The sequence below is a fragment of the Cellulomonas timonensis genome (assembly GCF_900046455.1).
Taxonomy (GTDB): domain Bacteria; phylum Actinomycetota; class Actinomycetes; order Actinomycetales; family Cellulomonadaceae; genus Cellulomonas_A; species Cellulomonas_A timonensis.
The window spans coordinates 265471-285441 of record NZ_FCOT01000011.1 but is presented as its reverse complement, the minus strand read 5'-3'; the positions used below and the strand labels follow the sequence as shown (position 1 = coordinate 285441).

Here is a 19971-nt window from a genome sequence, read left to right as displayed (position 1 = left end):
GCGCCACATGACGACCTCGCCGACCGCTGCGCCCGGCTGGTACCCCGACGGCGTCACGCACGGCTCGCTCCGCTGGTTCGACGGCGTCGAGTGGACCACGCACACCACGCCCGACCCTGCCGCGGCGCCGTTCAGCGCGCAGCCCTACGCCGCGCAGCCGTTCGGCGCGCAGCAGCCTGACGGCGGCTATCAGTACGCAGCGCCCGGACCGGACCACGGCCCCGGCTCAGTCATGCACTGGATCGTCCCCGTGGGCCGCTCGTGGCAGTCGGTGACCGCCGGGTATCTCGGATTGCTCTCGCTCGGCATCTGGATGCTCGGCCCGTTCGCGATCGGCCTCGGCGCCTGGGCGATGGCCCGCGCGCGGCACGGCGGCCACGGGCGGGGCCGGGCGATCGTGGGCATCGTCTGCGGGGTGCTCGGCACCGCCGGCATGGTCGCGTTCCTCTCGGGCGCGCTCGGCGGCTCCGTCTGACCACCCCGCATGGGCGCGCGTGAAGTGCTGTGGCGCCGATGTCGATTCAGCGGTTCCCTCGTTCGACTCAAGGGTGAGAGGGTCCAAGAGGGACCCCGCGCTCATGAGGAGACGACCATGAAGTACATGCTGATCATGCGTTCATCGGACGAGGCCTTCGCGGCGTTCGAGGACGTCGACCCCGCGCTCATGCTCGAGACGATGGGGCGCTTCAACGACGAGATGATCTCCGCCGGCGTGCTGGTGGCGGCCGAGGGGCTCGACGACGCGGGCGAGGGCGTCGTCGTCGACTACTCCTCTGTCCCGCCCGTGGTCACCGACGGCCCGTACGGGGAGACCAAGGAGCTGTTCGGCGGCTTCTGGATCCTCGACGTTGCCTCGAGGGAGGAGGCGGTCGAATGGGCCTCCCGGGCGCCCCTGGCAGGCCCCGGCATGAAGACGGAGATCCGCCGCGTCGCGAGCATCGACGAGTTCCCGCAGGACAACGTGTGGATCCAGAAGGAACGGGCGTGGCGCGAGGCGACCGGGCAGCTCTGAGCCGTCCGGGCGGTGGCCGGGACGCCGTCGAGGCGGTGTGGCGGATCGAGTCCGCCCGCATCGTCGCCACGTTGGCCCGGTTCACCGGCGACTTCTCGCTTGCGGAGGACGTCGCCCAGGAGTCGCTGGCGGAGGCTCTCGTGTCGTGGCCGCGTGACGGCGTGCCGCGGAACCCGGCCGGCTGGCTGCTGACCGTGGGGCGCCGGCGCGCCATCGACGCGTTCCGGCGGCGCTCGGCGCTCGACGACAGGCACGCCGCCCTCGCCCACGATCTGGGCGAGGGCGGCGGCCCCCTGTCGCCCCAAGGCGGCCCGAACGCCGACTTGCTGTGGGACCCCGACCAGATCGACGACGACGTGCTCGCGCTGATGTTCATCGCCTGCCACCCGGTGCTGTCCCGCGAGTCCCAGGTGGCGCTCACGCTGCGCGTGGTCGGCGGGCTCACGAGCACCGAGATCGCCCGGGCGTTCTTGGCGCCTGCGGCCACGATGCAGGCCCGGATCACGCGGGCCAAGAAGACGTTGGCGGCGGCGCGGGTGCCGTTCGCGGCGCCGTCGCCCGAGGAGCGCCGGGAGCGGTTGGGCGCGGTGCTCAACGTGATCTACCTGATCTTCACCGAGGGCTCCACGGCGAGCTCGGGAGCGGAGTGGATCCGGCCCGACCTGGCCCGGGAGGCGATCCGGATGTCCCGCATCCTGGCCCGGCTGGCGCCGCGGGACGCGGCGGCGCATGGCTTGCTGGCGTTGCTCGAGCTGACGGCCGCGCGGTTCCCCGCCCGGATGCGGGAGGACGGCACGCCTGTGCTGCTCGAGGACCAGGACCGCCGGCGGTGGGATCGGGCGGCGATCCGCCGGGGCCGGGCGGCGCTGGGCACGGCGCAATCCCCCGCCGCCGGCCCCCCTGCTTCGTTCTCTTCTCCCCATCTACCCCTTCCACCACCCTCCGCGGTCTGGGCCTGGGCGCGTATGGGCTGCAGGCGGCGATCGCCGAGTGCCATGCGGTGGCGCCGTCGGTGGCCGAGACGGATTGGCAGCGGATCGTCGTGCTGTACGAGGCGTTGGGGCGGCTGGCCCCCTCCCCTGTCGTCGAGCTGAATCGCGCGGTGGCCCTGTCGATGGCGCGTGGGCCGGCGGCGGCGCTGCTGGTGGTGGACGACCTGGTCGCGGGCGGGCGGCTCGACGGCTCCCACCTGCTGCCGAGTGTGCGCGGCGAGTTGCTGCGGCGTTTGGGGCGGGCGGCCGAGGCGCGGCGCGAGATCGAGCTCGCCATCCGGCTGTGCGCGAGTGATCGGGAGCGTGAGGTGCTGCGACAGAAGCTGGCTGCCTTGAACAGCACGTGATCTATTGACAGTCGATAGATATCTGCTGACACTCAGTCTATGAACCTGACGCGGAAGGCCGTGGGACTGCTCCGGGTCCTGCTCGTGCTCCTGTTCGCCGCCTCGGTCGTCGGGCAGACGCTGTCCTGGCCCGGGCAGTTCGCCCACCTCGCCCAGGAGGAGCCGGACCTCGCCCACCTGCGCTGGCCGCTGACGGTGATCGCGATCCTGGCGCTGCTGTGCGTCGAGATCGTGATCGTCTCCACGTGGCGGCTGCTGACGATGGTCACCGCCGACCGCATCTTCAGCACCGACGCCTTCGCCTGGGTCGACGCGATCGTCTGGGCCATCACCGGCGCCTGGCTGCTGCTCCTCGGCGCGGCCGTCGCGACCTCCGTCACCATCTACGCCACCCCCGAGCTGCGCGACCCGGGGCTCCCCATGGCGCTGGCCGGGATGGTGCTGATCGGCGGGGTGCTCGTGCTGCTCATGGTGGTGCTGCGCACCCTGCTGCGGCAGGCCGCCAGCCTGCGGTCCGACATGGACGCGGTGATCTGATGCCCATCGTCGTGCGCATCGACGTGGAGCTCGCCAAGCGGAAGATGAGCGTCGGGGAGTTCGCCGAGCGCGTCGGCCTCACCCCCGCCAACGTCGCGGTGCTGAAGAACGGCCGCGCCAAGGCCGTGCGCTTCAGCACCCTGGACGCCATGTGCCGGGTGCTCGAGTGCCAGCCCGGCGACCTCCTCGAGTGGGTGGACGACTGACGCCTCGCGACTGACGGGCGCCCGGCCTAGGTTCAGGTGTGGGGCGCGAGCCATCAACGGCCCCGCCCCGAGGAGATGAGGACACACGATGCACACCCGCATGCTCGGCCAAGGCCTCAAGGTGTCTGCCATCGGCCTGGGCTGCATGGGCATGTCGCAGAGCTACGGGCCCAACCCGGGCGACCGCGACGACATGATCGGGGTGCTGCGCGGCGCGGTCGAGCGGGGCGTCACGTTCTTCGACACCGCCGAGGTCTACGGCCCCTACGTCAACGAGGAGCTCGTCGGCGAGGCCCTCGAGCCGGTGCGCGACCAGGTGGTCATCGCCACCAAGTTCGGCTGGGACATCGAGGGCGGCACGGGTGGGCTGGACAGCCGCCCCGAGCAGATCCGGCGAGTCGCCGACGCGTCGCTGCGCCGACTGCGCACCGACACGATCGATCTCTTCTACCAGCACCGCGTGGACCCCGACGTCCCGATCGAGGACGTGGCCGGAACCGTCGCCGAGCTCGTGCAAGCTGGCAAGGTCCGTCACTTCGGGCTCTCCGAGGCCAGCGCCGCGACCATCCGCCGCGCCCACGCCGTCTTCCCCGTCACCGCCCTGCAGTCCGAGTACTCGCTGTGGACCCGCGACCCCGAGGCCGAGGTGCTGCCCACCCTCGCCGAGCTCGGCATCGGGCTCGTGCCGTTCAGCCCCCTGGGCAAGGGGTTCCTCACGGGGACTGTCGACACCACGACGTCATTCGCCGCCGACGACGTGCGCGCCACCATCCCCCGGTTCAGCGAGGACAACCGCGCCGCGAACCAGGCCCTCGTCACGCACGTCGCCGAGCTCGCCGCGCGCCGGGGAGCCACCCCCGGGCAGGTGGCCCTGGCATGGCTCCTGGCCCAGCAGCCGTGGATCGTGCCGATCCCGGGCACCCGCCGCATCAGCCGCGTCGAGGAGAACGCCGGCGCCCCGGGCGTCGCACTGTCCGCTGACGACATCGCCGACCTCGACACCGTCGCCGCGCGCGTCGGTGTGCACGGTGACCGCTACAACGCCAGGCACATGGGCTACGTGAACCGCTAGAGGAGCCACGATGCGCGCAACCATCCTGCACGCCCCCGGCGACGTCCGCGTCGAGGAGGCGCCCGATCCCACGATCCAGGAGCCCACGGACGCGATCCTCCGCATCACCGTGGCGTGTGTCTGCGGCTCCGACCTATGGCCCTTCCGCGGCATCGAGCCGGTGGGCGAGCCCCGGCACATGGGCCACGAGTACGTGGGCGTCGTCGAGGAGGTCGGCGCCGCGGTCACGACGGTCGCGCCCGGCCAGACGGTGATCGGGTCGTTCATCGCCTCGGACGACACCTGTGAGATCTGCCTGGCCGGCTACCAGTCCGGCTGCGTGCACCGGCAGCCTGTGCACGGCGCCCAAGCCGAGCTCCTGCGCGTCCCCCTCGCCGACGGCACCCTCGTCCCCACCCCCGAGGCGCCGCCCGAGCACCTGCTGCCCAGCTTGCTGACCGCGTCCGACGTGCTCGGCACCGGCTGGTTCGGCGCCGTGGCCGCCGAGTCCGGTCCGGGCAAGACCGTCGTCGTCGTGGGCGATGGCGCCGTGGGGCTGCTCGCCGTGCTCGCCGCCACGCAGCTCGGCGCCGATCGGGTCGTCGCGATGAGCCGCCACGAGTCCCGCCAACGGCTCGCGCGGGCGTTCGGGGCGACGGACATCGTCACAGCTCGCGGCGACGAGGGCGTGGCCGAGATCCTGGACCTCACGGACGGGCTCGGGGCGCACAGCGTGGTCGAGGCCGTCGGCACCCAGCAGGCGATGCTGCAGGCCATCCGCTCCACGCGCCCCGGCGGCCATGTCGGCTACGTCGGCGTCTCCCACGACGTCGAGCTGAGCGGCCGCCCGCTGTTCTTCTCCCTCGTCCACCTGCACGGCGGCCCCGCCCCGGTGCGCCGGTTCCTGCCCGGGCTGATCGACCTCATCTGGGACGGCGCCATCGACCCTGGCCAGGTCTTCGACCTGGAGCTCCCGCTCGACCAGGCCCCCGAGGCGTACCGGGCGATGGACGAGCGCCGCGCCATCAAGGTGCTGCTCCGCCCCTGACCGGGTTACCCCACCGAGGCCGGGTCGAGCTGCGCCTGCAACGCGTTCACGTCGTCGACGAGCGCCTGGACGCGGAGGCGCTCCGCAGCGGCGGCCTCCTCGGCGGCGCGGATCACGGCGTCCCGCGCCGGCAGCTCCACGTCGTCCCGCGCCAGCAACGCGGCGGCCTTGGCGAGCGTCTTGTCGGCGGCCGCCATCGGCAGTGGCGTGCCGTCCCACCACTCCCACGACAACCGCAGCCCCTCACGCTGCTCCGCCCGCATCGCGGCGAGCTCGGCGACCTTCTCCTGGTGGCTGCGGCGGTAGAACTCCACCGACTCGGCGTCGGCGGTGAGCTGTGCACGCTCCTGGCCGTTGGCCGCCTCCTGGGCGGTGAGCGCCTGCGACGCGGCGTCGACCTCCGCCCCGAGGCCGTCGAGCAACGCGCCCCACCCCTCATGCACTGCCACGAGGGCTGGTCGGTCCGCGATGAACCGCGCGTACACCTCCTCGACGCGGGGATGGAGGCCGCCGTCATGCCAGACCTGCGTCCCCAGGTAGGCGAACAACTCCGTCGGGCGGTTCTCGGGATGGTCGCCCACAGAGCCGGCGAGCTGCAGGTGGATCATGTCGTCCGCGGCGACGGCCGCCAGCTCGGCCTCGAGGAGGGGCGTGAGCTGGTCGCGCTCGTCCTGCGCCAACCGATCCCAGGCCGCGTGCAACGCCTCATGGGCCACGGTCTCCACCGCGAACCCGCGCAGGCGCGGATCCGCCGGCACGTAGACGACGATGCTGTTGGCGCCGCTGGAGTAGCAGCCCACGGCCCCGTCCGCCCGCACCCGTGGCACCCCCACGTCGTCGACGCAACGGCCCACGAACTCCGCCGCGCCGAGGAGCTCCGGGCGGGCGTTGTAGAAGAGCTGGCTCCCCTCCTCCGTCAGGTGCGCCTCCTGCGCGAACGCGATGGCCTCGGCCGACGGCTCCACCGGGGCGCCCTGCGAGGGATCGGGGTCGAGCAGCCTGCCCACGCCGTACTGCAGCCCCGGCGCGCCGCTCTGCAGCCACCACGCGACGGCGAGCACCAGGGCCACGAGGCTGACGACCACCGCGACGCCGCGCCCCCGCCCACGCCGGTCCGGCCTCCGCCTCCGAGTCGGCTCCGGGGCGCGCCATCCCGCCGGATCGACCCGGACCCCCCTCGCCTCATCGACGACCCACTGGGGCACCCGGCCCGTGGGCGAGCGCGGCAGGTCGTCAGGAGGAGAGGTCACGTGGTCACCATCGGACGAACCGTGCCAGCACTGGAGCCGCGGCGCGAAACCCGACCCAAGCGCCGAGCGCCCTCAGAGGTAGCCGCCCACCGCGTCGCCCTGCGTGTCCGCCACGCGCACGAGCGTCCCCCGGAAGATCATCGCCTCCCGGCCGGGGAGCCGCACCGCCAGCCACGGCGTCTGCGAGTCGGGGCACTGGTGGGCCTTGACGGTGGCCCGCGTGATCGTGGGGACCATCGCGGCGACCTCCGGGTCGGCCTCGCGCAGATGACGCGAGGCGTACCGCTTGGCGTCGGCGCCGCGGATGCCCACGGTGGTGAGGCACGCACAGCCGCGGATGGGCTGGAATTGAGTGGACCGCACCTGGTCCACGTACTTGCGCGCGGCGGGCCTCTGCGCCACGCGCAGCAGGTGCGGGCCCGCGGCGCCGCCCATCACCGTGAGCATCAAGATCAGCAGCCATGCGATCGCGTCCGACGTCTCCACGTTCGCCCGGTAGACGTCCACGATGAGCACCTCGGTGACGAGGGTCGCCAACGCGACACCCGCGAGGAAGGCAAGCGTCCCACCCGTGATGACGCCCCCGATCCTGCGGGCCAGATCGGGCAGGCTCCCCGCGACGTCGGGCATCAGCGCGCGCACCTCGGCCAGCACGCGAGCATCGACCGGCGACAGCCCCTGGCCCTGCGGAAGCCGGCACTCGCGCCAGACCGCGAACGCCGCCAGGGCGCCTGCGAGCGAGACCCAGTGGGACAGGCCCGTCAGCGTGCAGACGATGGCCAGTGCTGTCGCGCCCACCACCGCGGCGAGCCCGAGGATGCGCTCACGCCACCACCCGCCCCCACGAGCCCGTTCCTTGAGGAGGGGGCGGGCCTCCTTCGCGACGGGTCGCAGCGCGGCGATCGCCTCGAGTATGAGCAGCGCCCCGGCGTGATCGTCCCGCGCCTCGAGCTGGGTGACGACATCACGCACATGCCGTAGGTCGTCCTCGGGGAGGGGAGGGAGCTCGATGAGCACGCGCGCCGACCGTCCGATCACCGCGCCCGCCGCGCCCGAGTCCGAGGTGGACCTGCGGATCACATCGGCGACGATCTTCCGTCGGGTCACCAGCATGGTCGCCTCGGTCACCTCGGCCAGGTCCTGCCACACGCTGTCGGCGAGCTTGGTCCGGCCCGCCTGATCCGCGGCTGAGGCGAGCAGGTACCGGTGGACGACCATGGCGGGGCCGTCGATGTTCTGACCGGCGCGGTGCAGCGCGGAGAGCGCGTCGGCGTCGCCGAGGGCCGCCCACGCGGCCATCGCGATGACATCCCGCCACGAGTGGCTCGTGGCGGTGAGCACGGACCGCTCGACATCCGCGAGCAGGCCTGCTGCGAGCGCGGGGCGCCTGGCCAAGATCGCCGCCCTCGCCCGCTCGGCGTCCATGTCGTGGGCTCCGGCGCCTGCGGCAGCGGCTTCGCGGATGTCGGACACGATGACGAACTCGTCCATCCGGGCGGCACTGGTGGCCCAGCCGTCGAGCAGTTCATTCCGGTCAATCTTCGACATCGTCCCGTCCGGTGCGTCAGGCGGGCCGCCGTTGGCTCGCGTACACGCATCCCAGCGGATTCCGCTGGTCGCCGCAGGCGCATCGCCGGAGTGAAGAGTGACCTGCGTCACACTCGCCGCGGCCTTCACCCCCTACGTTCGTGTGATGACACCACCGGCCGCCACCGCCCGACGCTGGGGAGTCCTCGGCGTGCCGTCCAGCCGTGCAGCGCACTGGCCAGGACTCGAGCAAGGACCGGCGGCGCTCCGAGCCGCAGGGCTGATCGCGGCGCTCGAGCAAGCGGGCCTCCACGTCACCGACCACGGCGACCGGCCCATCGCGCGGTGGCGCGCCCTCCCCCTCGTCACCGGCCGCCCGCATGACGTCGACGGGGTGCTGGAGGTGCTGGACGATGCCGAGCCCGCGATCGCGGAGGTGATCGCCAGCGGCGAGACGCCACTCGTGCTGGGCGGCGAGTGCACGGTCGCCCTGGCGCTGGTCGCCGCGGCGGTGCGCGTCCACGGGGACATCGGCCTCGTCTACATCGACGGCGGCCAGGACCTGCACCTGCCCGCCGACAACCCGGATGAGCCGATCCTCGACTCCATGGGCGTCGCGCACCTGCTCGACCTGCCCGGCGCGGTCGCCGAGCTAGCCGGCCGAGGGCCGCGGCAACCGCTGCTGGCGCCGGGTGCCGTGTGCTTCCTGGGGTACGCCGACGACGACGAGGACGTGCACGGGCTGGCGCCGAGCGTGCGCGTGCCCGCCGACGAGGCGACCGCGGACCCGGCGGGGGCCGCCGCCCGGGCGGTCGCCGCAGTGGCCGCCGGCCCCGATGGAGCGCGGCGGTTCGTCGTCCACGTCGATGTGGACGTGCTCGATGCGCTGCTGCTGCCCGGTCCCGACATCCCCCAGTACGGCAGTGGGCTGACCCTCGACACCCTCGTCGCCTTGCTCGCCCCGCTGGTGGCCGAGCCGGGGTTCAGCGGGCTCACGCTCGTGGAGTACAACCCCGACCACGATCTGGACGACGCGTCAGCGACGCGCCTGGTCGACGGGATCGCGCAGGCGTTGGCGCCCCAGCGGCGCTGACGTCCAGCCAGTCAGTCAGAGGGGACGCTTCGCGGCGCACCCGTGCTGCCCCGGTCCACGAGCTCCGGGGAGATGAACCACACCCCGTGCGCGGCCTCCCGCGCGTCCGGTGACTCGATGCGCCGCACGAGCTGCCGCACCGCGAGCTGGCCGAGCCGGTCGGGCGCGCTCTCGATCGAGCTGAAGGGCAGCGAGAAGGTGCGCGCGAACTCGTTGGAGTAGCGGCCGATCACCGACATGTCACGGGGCGCCTCAAGGCCGCGCTCGCGCAGCACGAATGGCAGGGCGGCGGCTGCGGCCTCGTTGTTCACCAGCAGCCCGGTGACGCCAGGGTGGGCGTCGAGGGCCGCGCGCATGTCCTCGCCGACCTGTGGCTGGCTCGACGCGCCGGACACCGCGTGCAGGGCGAGGCCACGTGTCCGGGCCTCTGCCAGGGCGGCGTCGCGCAGCCGCCACACATAGGCGCCGCCGCGCTCGACGACGTGGTCGGGCTGCGACACGAGCAGCAGCTCGCGGTGCCCGAGCCGGGCCAGGTGCTCGACCATGAGGCGGCCGGCCTCGGCGAAGTCGAGATCGAAGACGTCGACGCCGGTGGGGTCCCCGGGCAGCCCGACGAGCACTCCGGGGCGCTTGGCCGCGCGCAGCACGTCGAGCCTGTCGTCTTGGTCCGCGACGTTGAGCAGCACGACGCCGTCCACCATGAGCGAATCGGTGATCCGCTTGAGCGCGTGGGCGCCGTCCGCCTCCGAGACCAGCAGAATGTCGTACCCGAGCTCCCGGGCGGTGTTCGAGACCCCGAGGATGTACTGGAGCATCGCGGGGGCGAACTCGTCGTCGAAGAAGTGGGCGAGCAGCCCGATCACGCGAGTCTGCGAGGTGGCGAGGGCGCGGGCCCCGGCGTTGGGCGTGTACCCGAGCTCCTCGACGGCGCGGCGCACGCGCCGCTGGATCTCCAGGGAGGTCGCCTTCTTGCCGGAGAGCACGTTGGACGCCGTGCTGCGGGAGACCCCGGCGGCCTGCGCCACCTCACCGATCGTCGCCATGGACTCAGCCCCTCCGGGTTCGCGCGCGCGAATCCGGAGGGTAGGCGTCGGATGCGGCCGCACGCAACGCCGCAGGGGTGCGCGTCATGCCGCGGTGATGCGCCGGACCGCGAGCTCCACGTCGGCGTCGTCATGCGGCTGCGTGTCGAGGGCGCGGTGGATGGTCATCCCCTCGATGAGCGCGTCGACGATGCGCGCGGTCGCCGGGTCGAAGCACCGCTCGAGGGCGGCGCGGCTACGGCGCATCCACGCGTTCGTCAGATCCCGGTAGGCGGGGTCACGGGCCGCGAGGGTGTACAGCTCGTGGGTGAGCACGAGCTCGCGCCGGTCGGGGAACACGTCGCGCAAGATGATGTCGACGACCGCCTGGGCGCCGCCCTCACGGTCCCCCGGCTCGACCTGGCCGAGCCGCGCGGCGAACCGCTCGGACATGGCGGTGGCGAATCGGGTGAACGCCTCGCGCAGCAGCTCGTCCCGACCGGTGAAGTGGTACGTCATCGAGCCCAGCGGCACGCCGGCCTGGGCGGCGACGCGGCGGTGGGAGGTGCCGTCGACGCCGTCCTCGGCGATCACCTCGATGCACGCCTCGATGATCCGGTCCCGGCGCCCGGGGTCGTGGCGGCGGGTGCGGGCGTCGGGGGCGGCCTCCGTGGGAGGCATCGTCAGATGTTCTCGCGGATGACGCGCGCGGGGTTGCCGACGGCCACGACGTTCGCGGGGATGTCCTTGGTGACGACCGAGCCGGCGCCGATCACGGAGTTCTCGCCGATCGTCACGCCGGGGCACACGATGACGCCGCCCCCGAGCCACACGTTGTCGCCGATGGTGATGGGCTGCGCGGCCTCGAGCTTGTCGCGGCGGGGCTGCGGCTCCACGGGGTGCGTGGGCGTGAGGAGCTGCACGTGCGGGCCGATCTGGCAGTCGGCGCCGATGCTGATGGGCGCCACGTCGAGCGCCGTCAGGCCCATGTTGATGAACGTGCGGGGGCCCACGGTGATCTGGTCGCCGTAGTCGACGTAGACGGGCGCCCGCACGAAGGCGGTCTCGTCGAGGCTTCCGAACAGCTCGCGCGCGACGCGCTGGCCGGCGTCGGGGTCCTGGTCGTAGGCGGCCTGGAACCGCGCGGCGAGCTGGACGGCCTTCTTCTGGCTCTCGGCGATGGCCGGGTCGTCGGCGATGTACAGGTCGCCGGCGAGCATGCGCTCGTGGTTGGTCCGGTCGTCGCCCGCGAAGTAGTCAGTCGTCGTCATGTGTACGAGCGTACACATCGCCCGGTGGATCAGGACTCCGCGTAGGCCCGTGCTTGCAGCGCCCAGAGCTCGGCGTACCGGCCGTCGGCCGCGATCAGCTCGGGATGCGTGCCGTGCTCGACGACGCGCCCCCCGTCGAGCACGACGATCCGATCCGCGAGCCGCACCGTCGACATGCGGTGGGTGACGAACAGCGTGACGCCGCCGACCCGCGCGGCGACCTCTGCCGCTGTGGACTGGTAGGCGTCGACGAGCCGCTGCTCCGCGAGCGCGTCGAGGGCCGCCGCGGGCTCGTCGAGGATGAGCAGCAGCGGGTCGTCGCGCATCAGCGACCGCGCGAAGCCGATGTTCTGCCACTGCCCGCCCGACAGCTCGCGTCCGTCGTCGTAGCCGATGCCGAGCACGTCGCCGAGCGCCAGCTCGTCGGCGAGGGGGGCGCCGGTGCGGGCGAGGGCCGCACGGACGGGCTCCGGGGCGTCGACGGAGTCCACGCGGCCGATGCCGATGCTCTGCTGGAGCGAGAGCTCGACGCGCGCGAAGTCCTGGTAGAGGGCGGCGGTGCGCTCGCGCCACCGGTCGGGCTCGACGGCCGCGAGGTCGGAGCCGCCGATCAGGATGCGCCCGGACGTCGGCCGGTACAGGCCGGCGAGGAGCTTGAGCAGCGTGCTCTTGCCGGCGCCGTTCTCACCGACGAGGGCCACCGACGCGCCCGCGGGCAGGTGCAGGTCGACGCCGTCGAGGACGGTGCGCTCGGAGCCCGGGTACCGGAACGTGAGGCCCTCAATCCGAATGCCGTCGCCGGTGTCGGCGGGCAGTGGGTCGGTGGCCGGCGCCTCGTCATCGGCCGCGACCTCGGTGGCGAGAGCCACGAAGCGCCGCAGGCCCGCCGACGCGCGATGCACCGAGCCGAGCAGCTCGACGCCCGCGGACATCTGCACGCTGAGCTGCGTGGCGAGCGTGATCGTCAGCACCACGTCGCCGACGCTCGCGCGCCCGTCGCGGGCCAGCGCGAACGCCCCGACGACAGCGCCCGCGTACGCGACGCCGAACGCGAGCTGCCCGCCGGTGCGCAGCAACGCGTACCGCACGTCGGCCCGCGACATCGCGGAGCCATAGGAGGTGAGCAGCGCCCGCTGCCGCTCCACGATGAAGTCCGCGCCGCCGCTGAGCCGGATCTCCTTCTGCGACGCCGGGCTCGCCGCAAGCCCGCGCAGCGAGCGGATGGCCCGGGTGACAGGCGCCTGCTCCTCGCGCACAGCCTGGAGCCCCGTCTCGGCGCGACGGCCGACCAGCACCGGCAGCACCGCGACGACCGCGAGCAGCGGAAGCCACGGCGACACGGTCGCCAACACAACGGCCGTCAGCAGCACCTGCACGCACGTGGCGCCGAGCTGGAGCCCGAGGTGCACCGTCGTGCGCATCTGCATGACGTCCTGGCGCAGCAGGTCGACGCGGTCCGCGAACGCGGGATCGTCGGCGCGGTCGAGGTGGCGCGGGCCGTTGACCAGCCGGAGCAGCTGCCGGTTGAACTCCTCCTCGGTGAGCTCCGCGAGCTCGAAGTAGTACAGGTGCGCGAAGTGCCCGAGCATGAGCTCGCCCGTCAACGCGAGCGCGACGACGACCACCCAGCCCGTCGCCCGCCCGGCATCACCCTCGAGCACGCCGTCCACGAGGCGCCCGGCGCCGAGCGCGACGAGCGGCGTGGCGACCGCGCCCAGCAGCAGCAGGCTCCCGCCGACCACGAGCCGCCGACGGTCGAGCCGCCATCCGATCGCGAACAGCCGGCCCAGGCAGAACAGGACGTCGTTCATCGGGCGGCCTCCGTGCGTACGTCGTCAGGCGCGCCGAAGCGGCGGGCCTGCACCTCGAACATGCGGCTGTACCGGCCGCCCAGCGCGACGAGCTCGTCATGGGTGCCCGCCTCCTCGATCCGCCCGCCGTCGAGCACGACGATCCGGTCCGCGCGCCGCACGGAGGAGAACCTGTGCGAGATCACCAGGCTCGTGACACCGCGGGTCAGGTCGAGGAACGCGTCGTAGAACTCGGCCTCGCCGCGCGCGTCGAGCTGGGCGGTGGGCTCGTCGAGCACCAGCACGGACGCGCCGTGCCGCACCGCGAACAGCGAGCGCGCGAGGGCGATGCGCTGCCACTGGCCGCCGGACAGGTCGCGGCCGCCGGGCAGCGCGCGGGTCAGGGGTGTGTCGAGCCCGGCCGGGAGGTCGTCGAGCAGGTCGCCGAGGCCCACGCGGACCAGCTCGGACCGGATGCCGTCGTCGTCCTCGCGGTGGTCGATCGCACCCATCGCGACGTTCTCCCGCAGCGGCATCTGGTAGCGCAGATAGTCCTGGAACGTGACGGCGAAGGAGCGCTGCCACACGTCGGCGTCGAGGGCGCGCAGATCCACGCCGTCGACGGTCACGGCGCCGGCGCCGGGCTCGTAAATGCCGGTGAGCAGCTTGACGAGCGTGGTCTTGCCGGCGCCGTTGACGCCGATGAGCGCCGTGGACGTGCCCGCCGCGAGCTCCAGGTTGAGCCCGTCGAGCACCGGGTGACCGCCCGGGTAGCCGAAGTGGACGCCCTCCAAGCGGATCGCGTCACTGGCCACGAGGGGCGCCACCCCTCCCCATGGCGTCTCCGGGCTCACGCGGCCGTCGGGCACGCGGCCGCCGGGTGTGCGCCGCGTGATCGCCTCGAACTCCAGCATCGCCTCCCACGCGCTGCGCCCGTAGACGAGCTTCACATCCGACTCCGGGAAGATGACGCCGAACCGCCCGCACAGCAGGATCGCCTGCACCGCCACGCTCACCGCCGCCACCCCGACGTCCGCCCCGGCCCGCGCGACGAGCAGCAGCGCGATGACCGAGCCGATCAGCGCGACGGCCGTGTACGCGAGGAACGGCTGCCCGTACACCCGTCGGCGCCACGTCCACATCGGGTCGAGCACCCCGCGGCTCTCCGTGAGGAGCCTGCCGTCCAGCCAGTCGACCAGCCCGAGTGTGCGGATCTCCTTGGCGGCGCGCGTGCTCGTGGCGAGCTCGCGGATGTAGCTCACGCGGCGGCGCAGCGGGCGGAAGCGCCGGATGAGCTGGCCCCAGCGGTGGAACGCCTCGGTTTGGCCGAGCCGGGCGATGAGCGCGACGGCCGCCCCGGCCAGCGCAGCCCACGGCCCGAAGGCGACGGCCAGCACCGCGATCGACCCGATGAGCTGCGTGTAGCGGGCCGCGAGCGCCAGACCGCCCTCGACGGCGGCGCCGGGGGTGAACATCCACTGCTCGAACGCCTCGTCCGCCTGGCTCAGGCGGTCCGCCACGTCGGGCCGCTCGAGCCCGGCGAGCGTCGCCTCCCGCAGGGCGAAGTCGGTGAGCCGTTCGACGCAGGCGGCATCGACCCGCCGCGCGACCTTGCGCGACAGCACGAGCTGCACAGGCGCCAAGAGCTGCTGCAAGAGGAACGCCGCCACCGCGAGCACCAGCCATCCCATGGCGCCGTCGTCCATCAGCGACTGGAGCGCCAGGCCGGTGCCGACCATGAAGGCCACGGGCGCCGCGCCGGCCAGCGCGTGCACTGCGAGCGTGCCGGCCACGAGCCCGGTCCCCGCGTAGGGCAGCAGACTGCGGAGCTGTGCGCCGGCGACCCGGCGCTCGCGCAGGCGGGTGCGGATGCGGGTCCACCAGGGCCCGCGGGCGGGCTCGAAGGCGTCAACCTCGGCGCGGATGCTCACAGGGGCTCCTTCGTTGCTGACGGCTGCGGCCGAACGCGTTGCCGCCGCCAGCGAGTGCTCTCCGGGCCTCGGCACGACACGACCCCGTGGAACGTAACGGAAATGCCACCCACCTGACCCGTGATTTCCCGCGTGGTGCGATCGCCGTCTAGGGCGTGGGCGCCACCGCGAGATCCACCGCGAGGATGCGGTCGTCGTCCGGCCCTGGATCGCCGCGCCCGTCGGTGTTCTGGGTGACGAACCACAGCCGCCCATCGGGCGCCAGCACCGCGTCGCGGATGCGCCCGTACTCGCCGGAGTAGAGGTCCGTCGACGTCCCGGGGTCACTCACGGGGACGGCCCGCAGCACGCGTCCGCGCAGGTTGGCGAGGAACAGCGTCCCGTCGACGTGCGCCATGCCGCTGGGGCTGGCGACGTCCGGGTTCCACTGCTGCACCGGGTCGAGGTAGCCCTCCTCGCCGGCGATGCCCTCCACGACGGGCCAGCCGTAGTTGCCGCCAGCGGTGATGACGTTCAGCTCGTCCCAGGTGTCCTGCCCGAACTCGGTGGCGAACATCGTGCCGTCCTGCGCCCATGCCAGGCCCTGCGGGTTGCGATGCCCGTAGCTGTACACGAGGGAGTCGTCGAAGGGGTTGTCGGCGGGGACGTCGCCGTCGGGGGTCATCCGCAGGATCTTCCCCGCGAGCGAGTCCAGGTCCTGGGCGCTGTCGGGGCGGCCCGCGTCCCCGACTGTCGCGTAGAGCATCCCGTCGGGGCCGAAGGCGAGCCGCCCGCCGTCGTGGTTGCCCGCGGCGGGCAGACCGTCGATGAGCGTCGTCGGCTCGCCGAGGCTCAGCGCGCCGGGCTCCCCTGAGACGTCGAACCGCTGGACGCGGTTGCCGTCGGCCGCCGTCGAGTACACGTACAGGCGCCGCTGATCATCGACCGCCAGGCCCAGCAGCCCGGCCTCGCCCCGGCTCACCACTCCCTCGACGACCCCCACCTCACGCGCCGCGCCGTCCTGCGCGAGCTCGAGGATCCGGGCGGTGTCCCGCTCGCTGACCAACGGCGTCCCCTCGAGGAACGCGACGGACCACGGGGTGTCGAGGCCGGTGGCGATGGGCTGCGGGACGCCGGTGGGCATCAATGCTGTGGACGGGCCAGCGGTGGTGGGGCCCGTCGCAGGCGGGCTGGCATCCGACGGCGACGGAGTCGGATCGCCCGCGCCGGTGCACGCGGTGAGCAGTGCGATCACGCCAGCCGCGAGCGTCACGGCGAGCCGGGCGGGACGACGGTGCGCGGTCATCGGACTCCTCGCGGATCGGACGCTCCCGCTGACGTTACTGCCGCCCTGCCAGCGTCACGAGGTGCGAATGCCTGCATCCACGCAGGGCGGGCGGACGGCCCGGACCGCCTACGCCGCAAAGACGTTGGCGCGATGCCAGTCGACGAAGACCCTCCCCGGGGCGACAGCATCGGAGGGAAGCGCGATGGAGGCCCGCATTGCCCCCGGCTCGAACGCGCGGCGCACTGCCTCGTTGTGTGCCATCGCCGATCGCAGCCGACCAGAGCGATGCACTGTCAGATCGCTGTCCACGGTGATGAGCCCGACGTCGAACGCCGCGTCATGTGTCGGGCAGGCAGCGATGCCGTTCGTCACCTCGAGGCGCTCTCGATGGTTGGAGTCCCGCCACGGTTTGATGTGGCTCGCGCGAAGCAGGCTCGGGCCCACGGCACCGCCCATCGCGAAGCCGCAGAACACGCACGCACTGCCGCAGTTGGTCAGCACGTCCTTGGCGAAGCGGTGCTGCCCCACTCGGACGCGGGCCCACAGGAGCCGCTCAGTGACCGACTCCGGCAGGTCACCCTGCAGTTCGACCCACTGTTGGAGCTCGCGTTCCAGCGATGCCTCGGTGGAACTGTCGGCGAGCTCCTCCTGCCCGAGCAGTTCAAGAACGCCGCCGCGCTCGATGTGCAGAAAGTCGGGCAAGGGCTCCTCACCGATCCCGGCAGATCGCGCGCCCGCGAGAATCGTGCGGTAGACCTCGGCCATGCGAGCCGAGTCCGAGCGCAGTGTCGCGCCGGCAAGGAGGTCGAATCGAGCTCCATGCGCCCGGCTGCCGTCCAAATTCGCCATCTTGGCGAGGATGCTGGACGGCGGCCGCTTGAAGAGCCGGCCCAGCTGCTGTATCGGATCGGGAGCGCGGTGGGCCGAACTGCTTCCGAAACGCGAATGGTCCACCACATACATCGCCGCCAGACACAGCAGTGTCTCGACGGGCACGAACGCCACCTGTCTGCTGCCCGTCGGCACCGCCCGTCGCGCCGCGATGCCCTGCCACTGACGTTGGGCATCACCCAAGGTCAGGTCGAGGTAGTCGCGCTCGGTGAACACCACGGGAGCACGATCCCTCATCTGCCGGCGCGCCATCCTGTGGACACACCGGTGGGCCAGGTCGTCGCTCGGAGAGATGCCAGCAGGCCTGTCCCCCGTTGTCGGCGTGTGGCTAGGGTGGCGGGCTCGCTCCGCCACGCCATCCGCCCGGAGGAACCCGATGATCGACCTGACCATCCGCCGCGTCAGGCCCGGCCAGGAGCAGCGGCTCCGTGACTGGTTCGCCGAGGTTCAGGGACCGCGTCGCGCCGAGGCCGAGGCCACGCTCATCGAGGAGGGCATCGACCACGAGACCGCCGCGCTCATCGACACCGGCGACGGCCTGCTGCTGGTCTACGCGATGCAGTCCGAGGACTTCGAGCGTGCGAGGAAGGTCGCCTACGCGTCGACGCTCCCCATCGATGAGGAGCACCGCGCGAACCTGCGGGCGTGCCTGCTGCCGTTCGACGACGCCGATCTCGACGTGGTGCTCGACCTGCAACCGGGCTGAGCAGGCCGCGACCGCCGCCGGCACGCGCCTCAGAGGTAGCCGCCCACCGTGTCCTCGCTCTCGTCCGACACGTAGGCGAGGGCGCCCCTGAGCAGCAGCACCTCTCTATCTGGCCGGCGCACCTCGAGCCACGGCGTCTTCGACAGGGGGCACTGGTGCGCCGTGAGCGTGGCCGACGGGATGACGGGCACGGCCGCGGCGACATCGGGCTGGGGGGCGCGCAGGTGGTCGGCGAGGTACCTCTCGGCCTTGATGTCGCGCATACGGCTCGAGCTCACGCACACGCATTGGCCCGCGGGAATCACCTGAGCGGCCCGTCGCGTGTTCACGAGCTGCCGCGCGGACGCGATTTGCAGGCGCCGGAGCTGGCGGGGTCCGACGATGCCGCCGATCACCGTGCACAGCGCGATGAACGGGAAGATGATCGCGTCGCTGGTCTCGCGGTTCGCGTCGTAGAGGTCCGTCAGCAGCAGCTCGGTGCACAGGCTCACGACGAGGATCGCCCAGAGGAGCCCGATCCCGCCGCCGGTGATGTGCGCCGCGACGGTCCGGATCCGCGCGGGGATCTCGGACACGACGTCCGGCAGGAGCCTGCGCACCGCGGCCAGCACGACGGGGTCGACACCGGAGAGGCCCCTCCCCTGCGGGAGGCGCCACAGCTTCCACACCGCGACCGCGAAGAGCACGCTGCCGAGCGCGAACCCGTTGGGGAGCCCCCTCAACGTCCCAGCGACGGTGATCACGGCCGCGGCCACCACCGCCATGAGCCCCGGGAGCCGCTCCCACCACCACCCGCCACCCGACGAGCGCTCCTTACGCAGGGGGCCCAGGCCCTTGGCGACAGGTCGCAGCGCGGACATCGCCTCGAGCAGGAGCCAGGCCCCGGCACGGTCGCCACGGGCCTCGAGCCGCGCCACGACGTCGAGTGTCGGACGCAGGCTGTCCTCGGGCATCGGAATCAGCTCGATGACCTCGCGCGCTGCCTTGCCGAGCGTCCCAGCAGCCAGGCCAGGGTCAGTGGTCGAGCGCTGGAGGATGTCGGCGACGATGTTCGGCGTGAGCACGGCCGACGTCAGGTTCGTCGTCTCCGAGAGCTCCCTCCACACGGCGTCGGCCAGGTCGAGCTGACCTGCCTGCTCCGCTGCGGCGGCCAGGAGGTACAGGTGGCTCGCCTTCCGCGGCCCGTCGGTGTGCTGACCCGCGCGGACCAGCGCTTCGAGCGCCTCGACATCACCCAGCGCAGCCCACGCCGCCATCGCGGTGACGTCACGCCATGTGAGCTCACTGTTGGTGAGGACTGAGCGGTCGACGTCTGCCAGGAGGCCTGCTGCCAGGGCAGGACGCCCTGCGAGGATTGCGGCCCTCGCCCGCCCGAGCTCGATCCCGTCCCCGTGGCCGCGAGCCGCCGCCGATTCGAGCAGGTCGGAGACCAGCACGAACTCGTCCATCTCGTTGGCGCTGTTCACCCACGCGATCCAGAGTTCCTCGACGTCGAGCTCGGGCATCGATCCCCCAGATGAGATCCGGCGGTCCGCTGCTGGCCCGCGTGCCCCCGCATCCCACCCGAAGTCCACTTCCGCCGCCGTCACTTCGGCTGGACCCACGGCGTGACCCGCGTCACATTGAGGCCGCTGAGGTGCGATCACGGGAACACCGGGCAGGCCCGCCGCCTGACATGATCCGGCGATGGGCCGATCCATCTCGCTGTTCGCCGCCGCCGCGCTCTTCGAGATCGGCGGCGCCTGGCTGGTGTGGCAGGGCATCCGCGAGCACCGGGGCTGGGCGTGGATCGGCGCCGGTGTCATCGCCCTCGGCGTGTACGGGGGGTTCGCGACTCTGCAGCCGGACGCGAACTTCGGGCGGATCCTCGCGGCCTACGGCGGGGGGTTCGTGGCCGGGGCGCTCGCCTGGGGGATGGTGGTCGACGGATTCAAGCCCGACCGGTGGGACGTCATCGGCGCCCTCATCTGCCTCGCGGGCGTCGCCGTCATCATGTACGCGCCGCGGCCCCAGTAGGGGGCAGGGCGGGC

The 19971-nt window shown here is 72.7% G+C and carries 19 protein-coding genes and 1 pseudogene; 10 read left to right on the top strand and 10 right to left on the bottom strand.

Translation table 11 applies throughout. From position 1 onward, the window contains the following. Positions 1 to 7: 7 nt before the first annotated feature. The 7 genes and pseudogenes from BN3788_RS06810 to BN3788_RS06780 all read left to right on the top strand — a co-directional run bounded on the left by BN3788_RS06810 (position 8) and on the right by BN3788_RS06780 (position 5193). Positions 8 to 475 (top strand): DUF2510 domain-containing protein, encoded by a 468-nt coding sequence (locus tag BN3788_RS06810; RefSeq protein ID WP_066583453.1) that lies wholly within the window; start codon positions 8 to 10, stop codon positions 473 to 475. A gap of 117 nt (positions 476 to 592) precedes the next feature. Next, positions 593 to 1012 (top strand): YciI family protein, encoded by a 420-nt coding sequence (locus BN3788_RS06805; RefSeq protein ID WP_066583450.1) that lies wholly within the window; start codon positions 593 to 595, stop codon positions 1010 to 1012. Continuing rightward, positions 1009 to 2351, top strand: a pseudogene (locus BN3788_RS06800) (RNA polymerase sigma factor). The gene BN3788_RS06805 and the pseudogene BN3788_RS06800 overlap by 4 nt, the downstream one beginning before the upstream one ends. A gap of 39 nt (positions 2352 to 2390) precedes the next feature. Then, entirely contained in the window at positions 2391 to 2888 is a 498-nt protein-coding gene (locus tag BN3788_RS06795; protein WP_066583448.1) for a DUF2975 domain-containing protein, read from the top strand. Beyond that, the gene (locus BN3788_RS06790; RefSeq protein ID WP_066583446.1) at positions 2888 to 3094 is read left to right on the top strand and encodes a helix-turn-helix domain-containing protein; all 207 of its coding nucleotides are present in this window, start codon (positions 2888 to 2890) and stop codon (positions 3092 to 3094) included. The genes BN3788_RS06795 and BN3788_RS06790 overlap by 1 nt, the downstream gene beginning before the upstream one ends. An 88-nt stretch (positions 3095 to 3182) precedes the next feature. Beyond that, complete coding sequence (locus BN3788_RS06785; RefSeq protein WP_066583439.1) at positions 3183 to 4166, top strand: aldo/keto reductase; 984 nt, start codon at positions 3183 to 3185, stop codon at positions 4164 to 4166. A gap of 10 nt (positions 4167 to 4176) precedes the next feature. Beyond that, positions 4177 to 5193, top strand: coding sequence for a zinc-dependent alcohol dehydrogenase family protein (locus BN3788_RS06780; RefSeq protein ID WP_066583436.1), 1017 nt, complete (start codon positions 4177 to 4179; stop codon positions 5191 to 5193). A 5-nt stretch (positions 5194 to 5198) separates the two neighbouring features. On the opposite strand, the gene BN3788_RS06775 is transcribed toward BN3788_RS06780, so the two are convergent. Further along, entirely contained in the window at positions 5199 to 6443 is a 1245-nt protein-coding gene (locus BN3788_RS06775; protein ID WP_147525073.1) for a hypothetical protein, read from the bottom strand. A 72-nt stretch (positions 6444 to 6515) separates the two neighbouring features. Next, positions 6516 to 7991 (bottom strand): hypothetical protein, encoded by a 1476-nt coding sequence (locus BN3788_RS06770; protein ID WP_147525072.1) that lies wholly within the window; start codon positions 7989 to 7991, stop codon positions 6516 to 6518. Between the two features lie 145 nt (positions 7992 to 8136). Between BN3788_RS06770 and BN3788_RS06765 the strand changes: the two genes are divergently transcribed. After that, on the top strand, positions 8137 to 9063 hold the full coding sequence (locus BN3788_RS06765; protein WP_066584342.1) for an arginase family protein: 927 nt from the start codon (positions 8137 to 8139) through the stop codon (positions 9061 to 9063). 11 nt (positions 9064 to 9074) lie between these two features. On the opposite strand, the gene BN3788_RS06760 is transcribed toward BN3788_RS06765, so the two are convergent. The 7 genes from BN3788_RS06760 to BN3788_RS18560 form a co-directional block, all read right to left on the bottom strand. Further along, the gene (locus BN3788_RS06760) at positions 9075 to 10106 is read right to left on the bottom strand and encodes a LacI family DNA-binding transcriptional regulator (protein ID WP_066583428.1); all 1032 of its coding nucleotides are present in this window, start codon (positions 10104 to 10106) and stop codon (positions 9075 to 9077) included. 84 nt (positions 10107 to 10190) lie between these two features. Beyond that, positions 10191 to 10766 (bottom strand): TetR/AcrR family transcriptional regulator, encoded by a 576-nt coding sequence (locus tag BN3788_RS06755; protein WP_066583420.1) that lies wholly within the window; start codon positions 10764 to 10766, stop codon positions 10191 to 10193. A 2-nt stretch (positions 10767 to 10768) separates the two neighbouring features. Then, a complete protein-coding gene (locus BN3788_RS06750; protein WP_066583417.1) occupies positions 10769 to 11356 on the bottom strand; it encodes a sugar O-acetyltransferase in 588 nt (195 codons plus the stop codon). 29 nt (positions 11357 to 11385) lie between these two features. Further along, positions 11386 to 13167 carry an ABC transporter ATP-binding protein gene (locus BN3788_RS06745; protein ID WP_066583414.1) on the bottom strand — a complete coding sequence of 594 codons (1782 nt, stop codon included), beginning with the start codon at positions 13165 to 13167 and terminating at the stop codon, positions 11386 to 11388. Then, positions 13164 to 15077, bottom strand: coding sequence for an ABC transporter ATP-binding protein (locus tag BN3788_RS06740; protein ID WP_066583412.1), 1914 nt, complete (start codon positions 15075 to 15077; stop codon positions 13164 to 13166). Before BN3788_RS06740 ends, BN3788_RS06745 begins: the two co-directional genes overlap by 4 nt. A gap of 148 nt (positions 15078 to 15225) precedes the next feature. After that, positions 15226 to 16362 (bottom strand): PQQ-dependent sugar dehydrogenase, encoded by a 1137-nt coding sequence (locus tag BN3788_RS06735; RefSeq protein WP_066583409.1) that lies wholly within the window; start codon positions 16360 to 16362, stop codon positions 15226 to 15228. A gap of 108 nt (positions 16363 to 16470) precedes the next feature. Then, the gene (locus BN3788_RS18560) at positions 16471 to 17454 is read right to left on the bottom strand and encodes an HNH endonuclease (protein WP_199824749.1); all 984 of its coding nucleotides are present in this window, start codon (positions 17452 to 17454) and stop codon (positions 16471 to 16473) included. A 157-nt stretch (positions 17455 to 17611) separates the two neighbouring features. Between BN3788_RS18560 and BN3788_RS06725 the strand changes: the two genes are divergently transcribed. Then, on the top strand, positions 17612 to 17941 hold the full coding sequence (locus BN3788_RS06725) for a DUF6176 family protein (protein WP_066583408.1): 330 nt from the start codon (positions 17612 to 17614) through the stop codon (positions 17939 to 17941). Positions 17942 to 17970: 29 nt separating this feature from the next. Here the strand turns inward: BN3788_RS06725 and BN3788_RS06720 are convergent, their stop codons facing one another. Then, positions 17971 to 19446 (bottom strand): hypothetical protein, encoded by a 1476-nt coding sequence (locus BN3788_RS06720; protein WP_066583406.1) that lies wholly within the window; start codon positions 19444 to 19446, stop codon positions 17971 to 17973. Between the two features lie 181 nt (positions 19447 to 19627). Between BN3788_RS06720 and BN3788_RS06715 the strand changes: the two genes are divergently transcribed. Beyond that, positions 19628 to 19957, top strand: a complete 330-nt coding sequence (locus BN3788_RS06715; RefSeq protein WP_066583402.1) for a YnfA family protein — start codon at positions 19628 to 19630, stop codon at positions 19955 to 19957. Positions 19958 to 19971 lie beyond the last annotated feature (14 nt).